Annotated in this window: 11 protein-coding genes; 9 read left to right on the forward strand and 2 right to left on the reverse strand. The window is 68.8% G+C overall.

The window, feature by feature from the left end; all coding sequences use genetic code 11:
* Positions 1–71: 71 nt before the first annotated feature.
* From LG3211_RS15905 to dxs, 9 genes are all read left to right on the forward strand, one after another.
* Positions 72–1,037, forward strand: a complete 966-nt coding sequence (locus LG3211_RS15905; protein WP_057943692.1) for a GAF domain-containing protein — start codon at positions 72–74, stop codon at positions 1,035–1,037.
* Positions 1,034–4,387, forward strand: coding sequence for a serine/threonine-protein kinase (locus LG3211_RS15910; protein WP_083512578.1), 3,354 nt, complete (start codon positions 1,034–1,036; stop codon positions 4,385–4,387). The genes LG3211_RS15905 and LG3211_RS15910 overlap by 4 nt, the downstream gene beginning before the upstream one ends.
* Positions 4,384–5,100, forward strand: a complete 717-nt coding sequence (locus LG3211_RS15915; protein WP_057943693.1) for a sensor histidine kinase — start codon at positions 4,384–4,386, stop codon at positions 5,098–5,100. The genes LG3211_RS15910 and LG3211_RS15915 overlap by 4 nt, the downstream gene beginning before the upstream one ends.
* Before the next feature lie 71 nt (positions 5,101–5,171).
* A complete protein-coding gene (locus LG3211_RS15920; RefSeq protein WP_057943694.1) occupies positions 5,172–5,819 on the forward strand; it encodes a response regulator in 648 nt (215 codons plus the stop codon).
* 203 nt (positions 5,820–6,022) lie between these two features.
* Positions 6,023–6,505 carry an LEA/WHy family protein gene (locus LG3211_RS15925; protein WP_057943695.1) on the forward strand — a complete coding sequence of 161 codons (483 nt, stop codon included), beginning with the start codon at positions 6,023–6,025 and terminating at the stop codon, positions 6,503–6,505.
* Between the two features lie 140 nt (positions 6,506–6,645).
* Entirely contained in the window at positions 6,646–8,436 is a 1,791-nt protein-coding gene (locus LG3211_RS15930; protein WP_057943696.1) for an acyl-CoA dehydrogenase C-terminal domain-containing protein, read from the forward strand.
* Positions 8,437–8,972: 536 nt separating this feature from the next.
* Positions 8,973–9,485, forward strand: a complete 513-nt coding sequence (locus tag LG3211_RS15935) for an HNH endonuclease (RefSeq protein WP_328230722.1) — start codon at positions 8,973–8,975, stop codon at positions 9,483–9,485.
* A 140-nt stretch (positions 9,486–9,625) separates the two neighbouring features.
* Positions 9,626–10,867 carry a hypothetical protein gene (locus LG3211_RS15940; RefSeq protein ID WP_148648949.1) on the forward strand — a complete coding sequence of 414 codons (1,242 nt, stop codon included), beginning with the start codon at positions 9,626–9,628 and terminating at the stop codon, positions 10,865–10,867.
* Positions 10,868–11,108: 241 nt separating this feature from the next.
* On the forward strand, positions 11,109–13,016 hold the full coding sequence (gene dxs / locus LG3211_RS15945) for a 1-deoxy-D-xylulose-5-phosphate synthase (RefSeq protein WP_057945529.1): 1,908 nt from the start codon (positions 11,109–11,111) through the stop codon (positions 13,014–13,016).
* A gap of 135 nt (positions 13,017–13,151) precedes the next feature.
* Here the strand turns inward: dxs and LG3211_RS15950 are convergent, their stop codons facing one another.
* Together LG3211_RS15950 and LG3211_RS15955 are read right to left on the reverse strand one after the other, a co-directional pair.
* The gene (locus LG3211_RS15950) at positions 13,152–13,484 is read right to left on the reverse strand and encodes a DUF3325 domain-containing protein (protein WP_057943698.1); all 333 of its coding nucleotides are present in this window, start codon (positions 13,482–13,484) and stop codon (positions 13,152–13,154) included.
* A 12-nt stretch (positions 13,485–13,496) separates the two neighbouring features.
* Entirely contained in the window at positions 13,497–15,071 is a 1,575-nt protein-coding gene (locus LG3211_RS15955) for a PepSY-associated TM helix domain-containing protein (RefSeq protein WP_057943699.1), read from the reverse strand.
* Between the last annotated feature and the right edge of the window lie 7 nt (positions 15,072–15,078).

Raw genomic sequence — 15,078 nt, forward strand, 5'->3', positions numbered from 1 at the left:
CGCGCGCGCGCGTCCGATTTCCGTCTCGCAACCCGCTGCCGCGTCCGCCCCACCGCGCGTAAGATGCGGCCATGCCGGCGAGACTGATCGCTTACCCGCCCGAAGCCGCAGCCATCAGCCGGTGGATACCCGCGGGCTCGCGCCTGCGCATCGGCCGCGACGCCGATTGCGATCTGCGCATCGAACACCCCACCGTCTCGCGCAGCCACGCCGAATTGCGTCACGACGCCGACGGCTGGCATCTGCTCGACATGGGCAGCAAGAACGGCTCGCATGTGGACGGCATCGAGATCAGCGACACCCACCTCGACCGCAGCGACTGCTGGCTGCGTTTCGGCGACGTGTTGTGCGAGTTTTCGGTGCACGAGGAAGCCAGCGCGCAGGAACAACAGCAACGCCAGCGCGAACGCCGTGATCTGTCGGCGGCGTGGACCCGGCGGATCGAAGCCGGACGGCTCGGCATCGGCGCCGCCCCGTCGGCGGACACGCCCGCGCCACTGCCCACCGCCGTCCCGCCCGCGCGCGAAACCGGCGCTGGGCTGGCCGACGACATCCTGCGCGGCGTGGTCGAACTGGCCGGTTGCAGCCGCGGGTTCCTGCTGCTGGCGCAGGATAACGACTTCAGCGTCCGCGCCAGCCTGATGCTCGATCCCAACGTCCTGCAGGAACACGGCTTCTCCGGCAGCGTCGGCGCGGTCCAGCGCTGCCTGTCCGAACGCCGGCCCATCGTGGTCAACTGGATCGCGGACGAATTGTGGCTGGCGCGCCGCGCCTCGGTGCTGGCCGGCGGCCTCAAGAGCCTGATCTGCCTGCCGCTGCTGCATGCAGGGCGCGTGCTCGGCGCGGTCTACGCCGACCGCCGCGGCCCGGGCGAGGCAATCAGCGAATTCGATCTGGAACTGCTGTGCGCGTTCGCCGACAGCGCCGCGGTCTGGCTGCTGGCGCAGCGCGCGTTCGACGCGCTCGCGCCCGAGTCGCCGACGGGCGCTGCGCCGCGCTGGACCCGCATCGTCGGCGCGCAGATCACCACGCCATGACCGACGCCACCGCGACCGGGCTGTACCAGGCCCACGCCCTGGCGCCCGGCAGCGTATTGGCCGGGCGTTTTCGCATCGAGTCGCTGCTCGGCGTCGGCGGCATGGGCGTGGTCTATCGCGCTCACGACACCACGCTGGGCATCGACATCGCGCTGAAACTGCTGCGGCCGGAACTGGCCGCGCGCGCCGACGCGTTCGGACGTTTCCGCCAGGAACTGCTGACCGCGCGCCAAGTCTCCAGCCCGCGCGTGGTGCGCATCCACGATCTGGTCCGCCACGACACGCAGTGGCTGATCGGCATGGACCTGATCGACGGCGAGGCGCTGGACAAACGCCTGGACCGCGACGGCGCGCTGCCCTTCGACGACGCGATCCGCATCGCCCGGCAGATCGCGGAAGGCCTGGCGGCGGCGCACGCGCGCGGCGTGATCCATCGCGATCTCAAGCCCGCCAACGTGCTGATCGATCGCCAGGGCGATGCCTACATCAGCGATTTCGGCGTGGCCCGCTCGCTGGCCGGCAGCGGCCTGACCCAGACCGGCGCGATCGTCGGCACGCCCGACTATCTTTCGCCCGAACAGGCGCGCGGCGAAGGCGCCGACGCGCGCAGCGATCTGTACTCGCTGGGATTGATCCTGCACGAAATGCTGACCGGCAAGATGCCGTTCGACGGCGGCACGGTCGGCGAAGTGCTCGCCCAGCGCATGTCGCGCACGCCGCCGCCGGTGAGCCGGCTGCGCGCGGACACGCCGCAATGGCTGGTGCGCCTGGTCGATCGGCTGCTGCGTTCGCAGCCGGCGCATCGCATCGGCAGCGCGGACGAAGTCATTCGCGCGATCGATACGCGTCATGTGCCGCGCGATTGGCGGCCGACGCGCGCGATGTGGATCGGCGCGGCCAGCGCCGCCGCGCTCGCGGCCGCGGTCGCCGCCGGCGCGCTGTGGTGGCCGCGCGCGACGCCTCCGGCGAACGCGAGCGCAAGCACTGCGGCCAAGGCGCGACCGCTTCATCGATTGTTCGTGATGCCGCTGCAGGCGCCCGCGGATGCGCTCGATCCCGCGTTGGAAGCGGCACTGACCGCGCTGCTGCGACAATCGCTGGAACTGGCTCCCACCATCGCCGTGGTCGATGAGGAACGCAGCCAACAGGCGCTGCGCCAGCTCGACCCCAGCGGCGCGGCGCCGCCGGATACGGCGAGCTTGCTGCGCGTCGCCGTGGCGGATCGCGCGCTGGCGATCCGGCTCGACCGCGCCGGCGCGCAGTGGCGGGCTAGTGCATCGATCCAGCAAGATCGCAACGACACTGCGATCGCCGCGAATCAAGCGGCCGAACCGCTGGCCGCGGTGGCCGGGTTGTTCTCGTCGAACGATTTCGCCCGCGCCCTCGGGATCGGACTCGATATCGGTCCTAATCCGCTATCGCCGTGGACAAGCGATTCGATTCCGTCGCTCGCGCCCTACGGCCGCGGCGTACTGGCGCGGCGCGGCAGCGACATCGAAACCTCACGCAAGGCCTTCGTGGAGGCCACCGAGCGCGCGCCCGGCTTCGCCGCGGCATGGCTCGCGCTGGCCGAAGCCGCGCAGGCCGGCGGCGACATCGACGCCGGCTACGCGGCGCTGGAACAAGGCGAACGCGCGGCCGCCGCGCAGCCGCTGTTGTTGCAACGCCTGCGCGCCGAACGCGCCCAGCTCGACGGCGACGCCGATGCGGCCGCCGCGTACTGGCGCGGACGCGTCGGCGCGAGTCCCGACGACACCCGCGCCGCGCTCGGCCTGGCCCGCGCGCTGGGCGCGGGCGGCGACGCCGCGGGCGCGATCGCGCAGTTGCGCGCGCTGACCGCGCGCGATCCCGACGACCCGCGCGCGTGGTTCGAACTGGGCAAGTACTCGATCCTGCACGGCCAGGCGCAACAAGCGGTGGACGACTATCTGGTGCGCGCGCTGGTGTTGTTCAAGCGCAGCGGCAACCGCTACGGCGAAGGCGAAACCGACAATGCGCTCGGCATCGGCTATGCGCGCCTGGGCCAAAACGACCACGCCGAAGCGCAGTACCGCCAGGCGGTGGAACTGCGCCGCGCGGTCGGCAACCGGCGCGGGCTGGCCACCAGCCTGCGCAATCTCGGCAACGTGCTGGTGCTGACCGGACAGTTCGACCAAGCCGAGCGCAGCCTGTTGCAAGCGCGCGAACTGCACGCCGCGCTCGACGATCGCCACGGCCTGGCCGCGGTCGAGAACGAACTGGGCCTGCTCGCGGAAGAACGCGGCGACTACCCCGCCGCGCTGGCCGCGTTCCGGCGCGCGCTGTCGGCCTGGCAACGCGCCGGCGACGCCGGCGGCATCGCCCAGGCGCTCAACGATATCGGCTTCGCCCAGTACCAACTCGGCGCCTACGACGATGCCGAGGCCTATCTGGTGCAATCGCGCGAGGCCTATTCCAAGCTCGACGACGAAACCGGGCGCATCCGCACGTTGCAGAACCTCGGCCAGTTGGCGACCGCGCGCGGCCAGTGGCCGCAGGCGCGCGAACGGCTGCAGTCTTCGCTCGACGATGCGGTGTCCAAGCAGATGATGGAAGAAGCGGCGGTGAGCCGGCGTAATCTGGCCGAGCTGGAACTGATGCAGGGGCGAATCGGCGCGGCGCTGCAGCAGATCGATCAGGCCGGCGCCTTGTTCGCCCAGCGTCGCGACGCGCGCGGACAGGTCGATGTCGGCCTACTGCGCGCGCAGGCGCTGCTGCGCGCCGACGCCGATGGCGACGCGCGCAAGGCGCTGGACGCGCTGGCGCCGCGAGTGGCCGCGGCTTCGTCGGAACAACGCGGCATCGCCGCCTTGCTGCGCGCGCAGTTGGCGCGGCGCGCGGGCGATCGCGACGGCGAACGCCGCGCCCATGTCGACGCGCAACGCGATGCCCGCCAATCCGGCGTGCGGGTGTTGCAGTTGCAGACCGCGCTGCAGAGCACCGCCGCCGGGCAGATGCCCGATCCCGCGCTCGATGCGCAGATCGCAGCGCTCGGCCACGCCGGCCTGCGCTTGCAGTGGGCGCAGGCGCGGATGCGCGCGGCGCTGGCGCACGACGACGCGGCGACCGCGCTGCAGGTTTATCGCGACGCGCAGCCGCTGCTGCGTCGCGGCGACAATATCGAAGCCGGCGCCCTGCACTCACTCGCCGCGCAGGCCCAGCGCGCGGCCGGCGACGATGCCGCGGCCGCCAGCGCCGACACGCAGGCGCTGGCGGCGCAACAGCGCCTGCGCGAACAACTGCCGCCGGCCCTGCGCGCCGGCCACGACCTCAGCCGCGCCCAGGCCGCCAACGCGCCCGAACGCGAGCGCACCCAGGCGCCTCGGCCATGAGCGAAGCGACCGAACTGCGCGAGCTGTACCAGCAATTGCTGCAGCGACTGGAACGCAACGAACGCGAATTCCGCCGCCTCGGCCGCGCGGTGTGGAAGGTGCAGGAAGACGAACGCCGCCGCATCGCCCGCGAACTGCACGACGGCGTCGGCCAGAACCTCACCGTGCTCAAGCATCGTCTGCACGAACTCGACGCCGCGCTGGCGCCGCGCGACGACGCGCTGCGAGGCACTGTCGCCGCCGCGCTGGCGCTGTGCGGCGATACGTTGGAAGACACGCGCGAACTCTCGCGCATGCTGCGTCCACCGATCCTCGACGACCTGGGCCTGGAGGCGGCGCTGCGGTGGCTGGTGCGCAGCCAGGGCCAGAGCAGCGGCGCGCAGGTCACCTTGGAGATCGACGCGCTGCCGCCGCTGGACGGCGAATTGCAGACGCTGTTGTTCCGGGTAACCCAGGAAGCGCTGACCAACGCGGCCAAGCACGCCGGCGCCGGCGAAATTCAAGTCGTCCTGCATCGGCGCGGCGCCAGCCTGCTGCTGGAAATCTTTGATAACGGCCGCGGCTGCGATCCCGAACTCGCCCTGGCCAGCGGCGGCAACGGCCTGGGCGGCATGCGCGAGCGGCTGCGCTTGTACGGCGGCCAGCTGCAATTGCGCAGCGCCGTCGGCGAAGGCATGCGGGTCAGCGCCCGTGTTCCTCTCGACTACACATGACCGCCGCGCCGCCGCGTTCAGACGACGCTTCGCGGCTTGACCTGCCGCTAGCGTCTGCGCACGCTGAGCCCATGCCGCCCGCGCCCATCCGCGTCCTGATCGCCGACGACCACACCATGGTCCGCGAAAGCCTGGTGAGCCTGTTGCGCAGCGGCGGCGTCGATATCGTCGGCCAGGCCGCGGACGGACTGGACACGCTGAAACAGGCGCAAGCGCTGCGTCCGGACGTAGTCGTCACCGACCTGTCGATGCCGCGCCTGAGCGGGCTGGAAGTGATCCGCCGACTGTTCGACAGCCTGCCCGAGGTGCGCGTGCTGGTGCTGACCATGCATCAGGAAGACGAGTACATCCTGCAGGCCGTGCGTGCCGGCGCCACCGGTTACATGGTCAAGGACAGCCCGGCCTCGGAACTGCTCGCCGCGGTGCACAGCGTGCACACCGGCAAGGGTTATTTCGGCCCGCAGGCGGCGCGCGCGCTGGCCGAGCAACTGCGCCATCCCGAACGCGACCTCGGCAACCCCTACGGCCGCCTGACCCCGCGCGAACGCGAGGTGTTCCATCTGATCGCCGAAGGGCTGACCACGAAGGAAATCGCCCGCCAGTTGACGATCAGTGTGAAGACCGCGGAGAACCATCGCGCGCGGGTGCTGGAGAAGCTGGCGGTACGCAATACCGCGGAGCTGGTCCGCTACGCCCTGCGCAAGGGTTTGCTGGATTGAGGGGCGCGCCGCCTCGATGGCGGCGGCGAAGCGTCCGGGCGCGTCGGGGCCGCGGACTGACCCGACCCGGCACGGCCTTGGCCTGAACAGCCGTCCCGCCGCTTCCCGACCCCAGCCGCGAAACCGCCGATCCGGCCCTGCCGGCGCCACCATGCGCCGTAGTATCCTCGCCTTCCCAACGGTCGATTGAATGGAGCGGCGGCATGAAAGCAGCGGTCTGGGTTCGGGTCTTCGGTCTGGCGCTGGTGTTCGCGCTGCTGGCCGCTTGCAAGTCCGGGCCGGTACGCCGCGTTTCCGAACCGGCCGCGCGCATCCAGCAGCTGACCGTGCGCGCCGACGGCAGTTGGTCGGTGGACGTGCGCATCGAAAACTTCAGCAGCATCCCCATGCAGTTCGACCGCCTGGACCTGCAGCTCAAGCTCGGCGAAGACAGCGCCGGCCAGTTGCAGGCGCAGCCGGCCCTATCGATCGGCCCGGAATCGGCCGACGTGGTCACCGTCGCCCTGAAGCCCTCGGGCAACGCCAGGCTCGCCATCGCCGACGCCCTCGCCGGCGGACGCAGCCTCAATTACAGCCTCAAGGGCGACATCCTCGCCACGCCCGACCAGAACAAGCAGCGCACTTTCACCATCGACCGCAGCAGCGCGCTGAGTCCTGCGCCTGGGCTGCCGGGCGTGATGCGGTAAAGCCGGGAATCGGGATTCGGGAATCGCCAGAGCAAAAGCGATTCATCGGCCTCCGGCACCCTCCCGCCCGCGTACCTCTCCCGCTTTTCCGATTCCCGATTCCCTATTCCCCATTCCCGATCCCCTATTCCCGGACAACCATGAGCACCTACCAAGCCCCCCTCACCGACATGCGTTTCGTCCTGTTCGACGTGCTCGGCGCCGAAGCGCAGTTCCAGCGCCTGGGTTATGCCGACGCTACCCGCGACACGCTCGATGCCGTGCTCGAAGAAGGCGCGCGCTTCAACGAAACCGTGCTGGCTCCGCTCAACAGCATCGGCGACCAGATCGGTTGCAGCCACGATAAAGCCACCGGCGCGGTCACCACGCCGCCGGGCTTCAAGCAGGCCTATACGCAGTTCGTCGAAGGCGGCTGGTCGGGTCTCACCGCCGAGGTGAAGTTCGGCGGCCAGGGCCTGCCGCATGCGGCCGGCGTGCCGCTCAAGGAAATGATCGACGCGGCCAACCTGGCCTGGGGCAACTTCCCGCTGCTTTCGCATGGCGCCACCGAGGCGTTGCTGCATCACGGCGAGGAGTGGCAGCAGGAGGTCTTCCTCAAGCCGCTGGTGGAAGGTCGCTGGACCGGCACCATGTGCCTCACCGAACCGCATTGCGGCACCGACCTGGGCCTGCTCAAGACGAAGGCCGAACCGCAGGCCGACGGCTCGTATTCGATCAGCGGCACGAAGATCTTCATCACCGCCGGCGAGCACGACCTCACCGACAACATCATCCATCTGGTGCTCGCGCGCCTGCCCGACGCACCGGCCGGCAGCAAGGGCATTTCCTTGTTCATCGTGCCGAAGATCAAGGTCGCGCGCGACGGCAGCATCGGCGAGGCCAACGCGGTGCGCTGCGGCAGCCTGGAACACAAGATGGGCATCCACGGTTCGGCCACCTGCGTGATGAACTTCGACGGCGCCCAGGGCTATCTGATCGGCCAGCCGAACAAGGGCCTGATGGCGATGTTTACGATGATGAACACCGCTCGCCTCGCAGTCGGCCTGCAGGGCCTGGGCCTGTCGGACCGCGCGCTGCAGAACGCGCTGCGCTACTCGCGCGACCGTCTGCAGATGCGCTCGCTGTCGGGCACCAAGTTCCCGGAACTGCCGGCCGATCCGATCATCGTCCACCCCGACGTGCGGCGCATGCTGCTGACCTGCAAGGCGCTGGTCGAAGGCGGCCGCGCGATGGGTTACGACGCCGCGCTGCAAGTCGATATCGCTCACGCCGCGCCGGAGGAAAAGGAACGCAATGAGGCCGATGCGCTGATCGGTTTCATGACGCCGATCGTCAAGGCCTGCCTGACCGAATGGGGCGTGGAATGCACGTACCACGCGCTGCAGTGTTTCGGCGGCCACGGCTACATCGCCGAGCACGGCATGGAGCAACTCGCCCGCGACGCGCGCATCACCACCTTGTACGAAGGCACCACCGGCATCCAGGCGCTGGACCTGCTCGGCCGCAAGGTCATGCAGCTGCAGGGCGCGGGCCTGCAGGTGATGCTGGCGAAGATCGAAGCGTTCTGCGCGGAAAACGAGGGCAATGCGGCGGTGGCCGAATTCGTCGCGCCGCTGCGCAAGGTGGCGGCCGAATGGATGCAGCTGACCATGAGCATCGGCAAGCGCGCGGCGGCCAATGCCGACGAAGTCGGCGCGGCGTCGTACGACTACCTGTTCTATTCCGGCTACGTCTCGCTGGCCTACTGGTGGGCGCGCAGCGTCGCCGCGGCCGAGGCCTCGTCGCAGTCGCAGCTGTTCAAGGACGGCAAGCGCGAGACCGCGCGTTTCTACTTCAGCCGGATTCTGCCGCGCACGTTGGCGCACAAGGCCGCCATCGACAGCGGCACCGCGCCGTTGATGAGCCTGAGCTCGGAAGGCTTCGGCGGCTGAGCCCGGGCGAGCTCGCGAAGCTCTCTCGATGGGAGGGCTTCGCGGTGCGGCTGGATGCATCGCGATCTGAGCGGAAAGCACCGGGGCTGAAGCTCCCTCCCGCAAGAAACCTCGAAGCCTTCGAAGTCTCTGTGGGAGGGAGCTTCAGCCCCGGTGCTTTTCGTTCGGACACTTCGAAACCTCCGCCGGACAAAAGAGCCGAAGGCCGCACGCGCCCCTCGCCTTCGCCCCCGCACACCCAAGCCACGATCCCCACCGACATCGCCTGTCGCCCCCTCCGACACGCCCGGACCTCTACACAAAATGTAACCAAGAGGGTATAAGCTGATACCCCGATGGAGACCGATAGAGCGAAGATCCGCCTGGTCCGAACCGGAACCCACGCTGAAATGCTTCAGCGTGAGCCGGATGCCTCCGGTGTCGGCGATCCTTACTCGCCCTGGACCGGCCCGCGCGCCGTCCCGCGCAACGCCCTTGAACGACTCAACTCGGTGCGACTGCTGTCGCTCGATGCGCATGGGCGCGTGCTCGACTGGATGAACTGGCAAGAGGCCAGCTGCCTGTACGCACGCGGCGCGGTCGCCTGGACCCTCGGCGATCCCTGCCTGGAAGTGCACGGCGGCATCAACCGTTTCACCGGCGAGCGCAGCGTGCTCGAGCTGCATCCCATCGTCGCCGCGCGCGGCCACGCGCGTCCCGGCGCGCTCGATCCAACGCCCGCGCTGACCAACGCCGCGTTGTTCGCGCGCGACGGCCATCTGTGCATGTACTGCGGCCACGACTTCCATCGCCCGCACCTCACCCGCGATCACGTCGTGCCGGTGTCCAAGGGCGGGCGCGACATATGGGAGAACGTGGTCGCCGCCTGCTTCGCCTGCAATTCGCGCAAGGGCAACCGCACCCCGCAGCAGGCGAGCATGCCGCTGCTGGCGGTGCCGTACCGGCCGAGCTGGGTCGAGCATTTGATCCTGTCGAACCGCAACATCCTCGCCGACCAGATGGCATTCTTGAAAAATCAGTTGCCGAAGAACGCGCGGCTTAACGCTTAAGTCGTGAAGCGCGTCGCAGTATCCGGGGCTCGCACACACAGAATGTGTCGATACGCGCGCATATGCGACGCATAACGCTCGTTGACGACACTACGGTCGTCCCGGACACTCATCGCCATCGACTTCAGGACGTAACCAAGATGCCTTTGACCCTCGGTCTGACCGGTATGGACCCGGCGACGGAGTCTGCTTTGCAGACGGCCTTCAAGGTCGCCAATGCCCAACTCGGGGGTCACTGGACCCTGGTGCCGGAACAGCAGGCCGACTTCGTAGTCGTCGACATGGACAGCATGTACGGCCCGATGAGCTGGCTGCGCCTGCACGCTTCGGGCAAGGCCGTGGTCGCGCTGACCGCGGCGCAGCGCACCCAGGCCGATTATCTGCTCGCGCACCCTTTCAGCGCCGACTCGATCGCCCGCCTGCTCGGCGAGATCGCGACCCAGAGCGGCCAGTCGCTGCCGACGCCGCCCCCGGCCGCCGCGCCGGTGGTACCGGCGACGGTGGAGATTCCGCAACAGCCGCGCACCGACCCCACCGCGGCGCTGCCGGATGTGGTGGTCGAACTGCTGCAGACCGATCTGGCCCAGGCCAAGGCGGCCGCGCAGGTGGCGGCGGCTTCGGTTCCGGCCCCGGCTCCGGCGGTTCCTGCCCCGGCGCCGACTCCCGCGCCTGCTCCGACTCCGATCGCCGCACCTGCTGCGGTTGCACCCGTCGCGGCGGTACCGGCGGCACCCGCCGCCGTGCCTCGCGCTCCGGCCCAGGCCGCGGCAACGGGCGTGGGCGTCTTGAATCCGCCTTCTTCGCTCACCCCCGCCGTCACCCTCAGCGGCGACGGCATGCTCGACTGGCTGGTGCCCGGCCGCCTGCGCGGCCTGTTGCGCGTCGCCAATGGCGCCGAGCGCATTCTGATCGATGCCGATCAGCGCAAATACCATGGTCCGGCCGCGCTCAAGCCACTGGCCGGCCTGTTCGAGCGCGGCTTCGCACCGTCGGAATTCGAGATCCTGCCGGCCGCGCAGTGGGACAACGCCGCCGCCCAGCTCGGCGCGCCGATGCCGCTGATCCGCCTGGTGTGGTTCGGCAACCTGCTCGCCGGCCACGGCCGCCTGGCGCCGGGCTACGACCCCTCGCGCCGCTACCGCATGACCAAGTGGCCGCAGACCGAGCGCGAGTACCCGAAGCACTTCCGCATCGCCACGGTGATGATGAAAGCGCCGGCCTCGCTGGGCGAAATCGCCGAAGCCAGCGGCGTGACCGAGGCCGAGGTCGCCGATTTCATCAACGCCAACCTCGCCACCGGCTTCGCCGAGCCCGAGGGCGATCCGACTCCGGTCGAGCCGGCCAAGTCCGGCGGCCTGTTCGGACGCCTGCGCGGGCGCTGATCCGGCTGCGACGCAGCGTCGCAGGGGCCTCGTCCGGCATCGGCCGCGCAAGCCCCGCCAACGCCGCCCAACGCACGCCAACGGCGGCGAACGCGCCGCCGGTTTAATCGGACCGCGGTCACGCTCGCAACAGGCCGACTCTGGCCATGTCCGCCAGTGTGAACATCAAATCGTCACACTTCTTGCCCGGCTCACACAGTGGCAGGACAATGCTCGACTAGCTGAATGCCAGATGGTCGTGATGATCGATTCACAGCGCTACCCGCGTCTTTCCCGTATCCAGGCCCCCGCCGACCTGCGCCGCTTCCCGGAAGAGGAGCTGCCGGCGATCGCGGAGGAACTGCGCGCTTACCTGATCGAACAAGTGGCCCTGGTGGGCGGCCACTTCGGCGCCGGCCTGGGCGTCATCGAACTCACCGTGGCCCTGCACTGGCTGTACGAAACGCCGGTGGACCGCCTGGTGTGGGACGTCGGCCACCAGTGCTATCCGCACAAGATCCTCACCAACCGCCGCGACGAGATCCACACCGTCAAACAAAAAGACGGCGTCGCCCCGTTCCCGAAGCGCGACGAATCCGAATACGACACCTTCGGCGTCGGCCACAGCTCGACCTCGATCTCGGCCGCGCTCGGCATGGCCATCGCCGCGCAGCGCAAGAACGACGAGCGCAAGATCGTGGCGGTGATCGGCGACGGCGCGATGACCGCGGGCATGGCCTTCGAAGCGCTGGCGCACGCCGGCGGCATGACCGATCCGGAACCGAACCTGCTGGTGATCCTCAACGACAACCAGATGTCGATCTCCGAGAACGTCGGCGGCGTGACCAAGATGCTCGGCCGCCTCACCGGCAGCCGCACGCTCAACGCGATCCGCGAAGGCGGCAAGAAGCTGCTCGGCGACAAGCGCAAGCCCGCGGCCAAGTTCGTGCGCCGCTGGGAAGAGCACTGGAAGGGCATGTTCGTGCCGTCCACGTTCTTCGAGGAAGTCGGCTTCCACTACACCGGCCCGATCGACGGTCACGACCTGCCCGCCCTGCTCGCGGCGATGAAGACGCTCAAGGGCCTCAAGGGTCCGCAGTTGCTGCACATCATCACCACCAAGGGCAAAGGCTACGAGCTGGCCGAGGACGATCAGATCGGTTACCACGCGGTCGGCCCGTTCGATCCGGAGAAAGGCCTGGTCAGCAAGCCCGGCGCGAAGAAGCCGACCTATACCGACATCTTCAGCGAATGGCTGTGCGACATGGCCGCCGCCGACGAACGCCTGATGGGCATCACCCCGGCGATGCGCGAAGGCTCGGGCCTGGTGCGTTTCAGCAAGGAATACCCGCAGCGTTATTTCGACGTCGCCATCGCCGAGCAGCACGCGGTCACCCTCGCCGCCGGCATGGCCTGCGAAGGCGCCAAGCCGGTGGTCGCGATCTACTCGACCTTCCTGCAGCGCGGCTACGACCAGCTGGTGCACGACGTCGCCATCCAGAACCTCGACGTGCTGTTCGCGATCGATCGCGGCGGCGTGGTCGGCCCGGACGGCGCGACCCACGCCGGCAACCTGGATCTGTCCTATCTGCGCTGCGTGCCGAACATGGTCGTGATGGCGCCGGCCGACGAAGACGAATGCCGCAAGATGCTCAGCACCGGCCATCGTTACGAAGGTCCGGCCGCGGTGCGTTACCCGCGCGGCACCGGCCCCGGCACGACGATCCAGCCGGGCCTGGACACCTTGCCGATCGGCAAGGCCGAACTGCGCCGGCAGGGCTCACGCATCGCCCTGCTCGCCTTCGGCGCGATCGTGCCGGCGGCCGAAGCCGTCGCCGCCGAGCTCGGCCTGACCGTGGTCAACATGCGCTTCGTCAAACCGCTGGATCGCGCCTTGATCCTGGAACTGGCGCGCACGCACGAAGGCTTCGTCACCCTCGAAGACAACGTCGTCGCCGGTGGCGCCGGCAGCGGCGTGGCCGAATTGCTCGCGGCCGAAGGCATCGTCCTGCCCGTGCTGCACCTGGGCTTGCCGGACGAATTCCAGCATCACGCCAGCCGAGAGCAACTGCTGGCCGAAGCCGGATTGGATGTAGCTTCGATCCGCGCCTCGGTACTCAAGCGCTGGCCGCAGTTGACGGCGGTGCAGGCGCAGTCGGCGATCGGCTGAGCCGGGCAGCGCTACAGCACTATTGTGGGAGGGGCTTCAGCCCCGACGCTTTTGTTTCAAGTCGCCGGACAATCGGGTGATCTGAGACAAAAGCATCGGGGCCGAAGCCCCTCCTGCAAAAAACCGCGATCGGGCTCAGCCGAGCCACAACGGAATCGAAGCGACCCCGCTGAGCAACACCATTGCGGCGACCTTGATGCTCGCCTTCGGCGCCATCGTCATCAGCAGGGTCCAGGCCAGCGCCGATACGATCAGCGCGGCGAACCAGAAGATCGGGCCTTGCGCCCATCCCAGGCGATAGACGAACAAAGCGAACACCGCGGCCAGCAGCAGCCAGCCGCCGGCGCGCAGCGCGCGCGCGCGACCGGCGTTGAACGCGCTCGCGAACACTTGCTGATGGTGCTTTTCGAGCCCAAGACTCAGCAGACACCACGCCGCGACGCCCAGACACAATCCCAACCACAGCATGCGCGCGTCTCCTCAGCGATCCGCGAGCGCGGGTTGGTTGGCGCCGGCGCGATCGTTGCGGCGCGGCTCGCGCGCTTCGGCCGGCAGGCGCGCCTTGACGAACGAATGCCGCGCCAGCGCGGCGAAGCCGGCGGCGAGCGCGAGCGCGGTCAGATCCACCGCCGCCAGCGACCAATCGCCGCGACCGATCGTCGCGAACAGATGGCTGTTCGGCGCGGTGGCGAAATTGACCAGCGGAATCAACGCGAACGCGCCGGCGTTGATCGCGAAGAACTGGCCCCAGCCACGCTTGTGCACCGCCGGAATCGCCGCGTACAAGGTCGCGGCGATCCATACCGCGCAGAACACGGTGATCTCCGCGTTGGCGCGCGCGGCGACATCGGCGGGGATCAAACGATTGCCGATCACCATCGCCGCGCTCGCCAGCGGCAAGCCGCCGACCACGCCCAGGTTCAAGGCCTGCACCAGCGCATAGCCCGATACGTTGCCGGCCTCGGCGATCTTCTTCGCGCGCTTGCTCACCCACACCTGCATGCCGCTGGCGATCATCACGCAGCCGGCGATGCCCATGACGAAGTACAGCCAGCGCAGCGCGCCGCCGCCCCACTGCGCCATGTGCATGCCGCCGATGAAGGTATAGGTCTGGTAGCCCGGCGCCATCGGCCCGGACTGGTGCAGGAACTTGCCGTCGTTGGCGTCGTAGAACACCGAGCGATAGTTCCAGGCCACGTCGCGGCTGTGGTCGCCGCCGAAGGAAATCGTCGCGCTGGTGTCGTCGGGGTGATGCACGCTGACCCAGGTGACCGGCTGCCCCAGGCGCGCGCGCGCGTCGGCGACCAGCTTGTCGATCGGATAGATGCTCTTGAGCGCCTTGTGCGTCTCCGGCCGCTCATAGCTGTCGCTGGCCTCGACGAAGAATTTCTCCGCATCGCCGTTGTAGGCCGCGAACAAGCCCGCCGGCATGTAATTGGCGACGAAGATCGCCACGCCCGTGTAGGCGATCATCAAGTGAAACGGCAGCCCGAGCACGCCGGTGACGTTATGCCCGTCCAGCCACGCGCGCTGGCCGCCGTTCTTCGGCCGGAAAGTGAAGAAGTCCTTGAAGATGCGCTTGTGGATCACGATGCCGGTCAGGATCGCGATCAGCATGAACATGCCGGCCAGGCCGACGATGTACATGCCCCAGGTTTGGGCATGCAGGTTGTAGTGCAGAGTGAAGAAGAACTCGCCGCCGGCGGTTTCGGGAATCTTCTGACCGCTGGCCGGATCGAGCGTCACCAGATCCGGCGTACCCGCGTCGTAGTACACGCCGCCGTCCAGCGACTTGCCGCGCTCACCGGGCAAGGTGACGTAATACGCGTGCGGATGCGGCTTGGCGATCTTCTGCAACTGCTCGACCGCGCTGGCCAGATTGACGCTGTCGGCGCTGCGCTCGTGGCCGTGCAGCGCAGGCTGCATCCAGTGGGTGAGTTCTTTATCGAAGCACGCGATGGTGCCGCCGACGAAGATCACGAACAGCAGCCAGCCGATCACCAGCCCGGCCCAGGTGTGCAGCCACGCCATCGCTTGCGAGAACGTATTCTTCATGCGCGTC

This window comes from Lysobacter gummosus, assembly GCF_001442805.1.
Classification (GTDB): domain Bacteria; phylum Pseudomonadota; class Gammaproteobacteria; order Xanthomonadales; family Xanthomonadaceae; genus Lysobacter; species Lysobacter gummosus.

What these genes read in the sequence shown, in the direction of transcription:
- LG3211_RS15955 (WP_057943699.1), bottom strand. Translation starts at nt 15,071, where the DNA reads ATGAAGAATACGTTCTCGCAAGCGATGGCGTGGCTGCACACCTGGGCC.
- LG3211_RS15930 (WP_057943696.1), top strand. Translation starts at nt 6,646, where the DNA reads ATGAGCACCTACCAAGCCCCCCTCACCGACATGCGTTTCGTCCTGTTC.
- LG3211_RS15920 (WP_057943694.1), top strand. Translation starts at nt 5,172, where the DNA reads ATGCCGCCCGCGCCCATCCGCGTCCTGATCGCCGACGACCACACCATG.
- LG3211_RS15915 (WP_057943693.1), top strand. Translation starts at nt 4,384, where the DNA reads ATGAGCGAAGCGACCGAACTGCGCGAGCTGTACCAGCAATTGCTGCAG.
- dxs (WP_057945529.1), top strand. Translation starts at nt 11,109, where the DNA reads ATGATCGATTCACAGCGCTACCCGCGTCTTTCCCGTATCCAGGCCCCC.
- LG3211_RS15910 (WP_083512578.1), top strand. Translation starts at nt 1,034, where the DNA reads ATGACCGACGCCACCGCGACCGGGCTGTACCAGGCCCACGCCCTGGCG.
- LG3211_RS15905 (WP_057943692.1), top strand. Translation starts at nt 72, where the DNA reads ATGCCGGCGAGACTGATCGCTTACCCGCCCGAAGCCGCAGCCATCAGC.
- LG3211_RS15940 (WP_148648949.1), top strand. Translation starts at nt 9,626, where the DNA reads ATGCCTTTGACCCTCGGTCTGACCGGTATGGACCCGGCGACGGAGTCT.
- LG3211_RS15925 (WP_057943695.1), top strand. Translation starts at nt 6,023, where the DNA reads ATGAAAGCAGCGGTCTGGGTTCGGGTCTTCGGTCTGGCGCTGGTGTTC.
- LG3211_RS15950 (WP_057943698.1), bottom strand. Translation starts at nt 13,484, where the DNA reads ATGCTGTGGTTGGGATTGTGTCTGGGCGTCGCGGCGTGGTGTCTGCTG.
- LG3211_RS15935 (WP_328230722.1), top strand. Translation starts at nt 8,973, where the DNA reads ATGAACTGGCAAGAGGCCAGCTGCCTGTACGCACGCGGCGCGGTCGCC.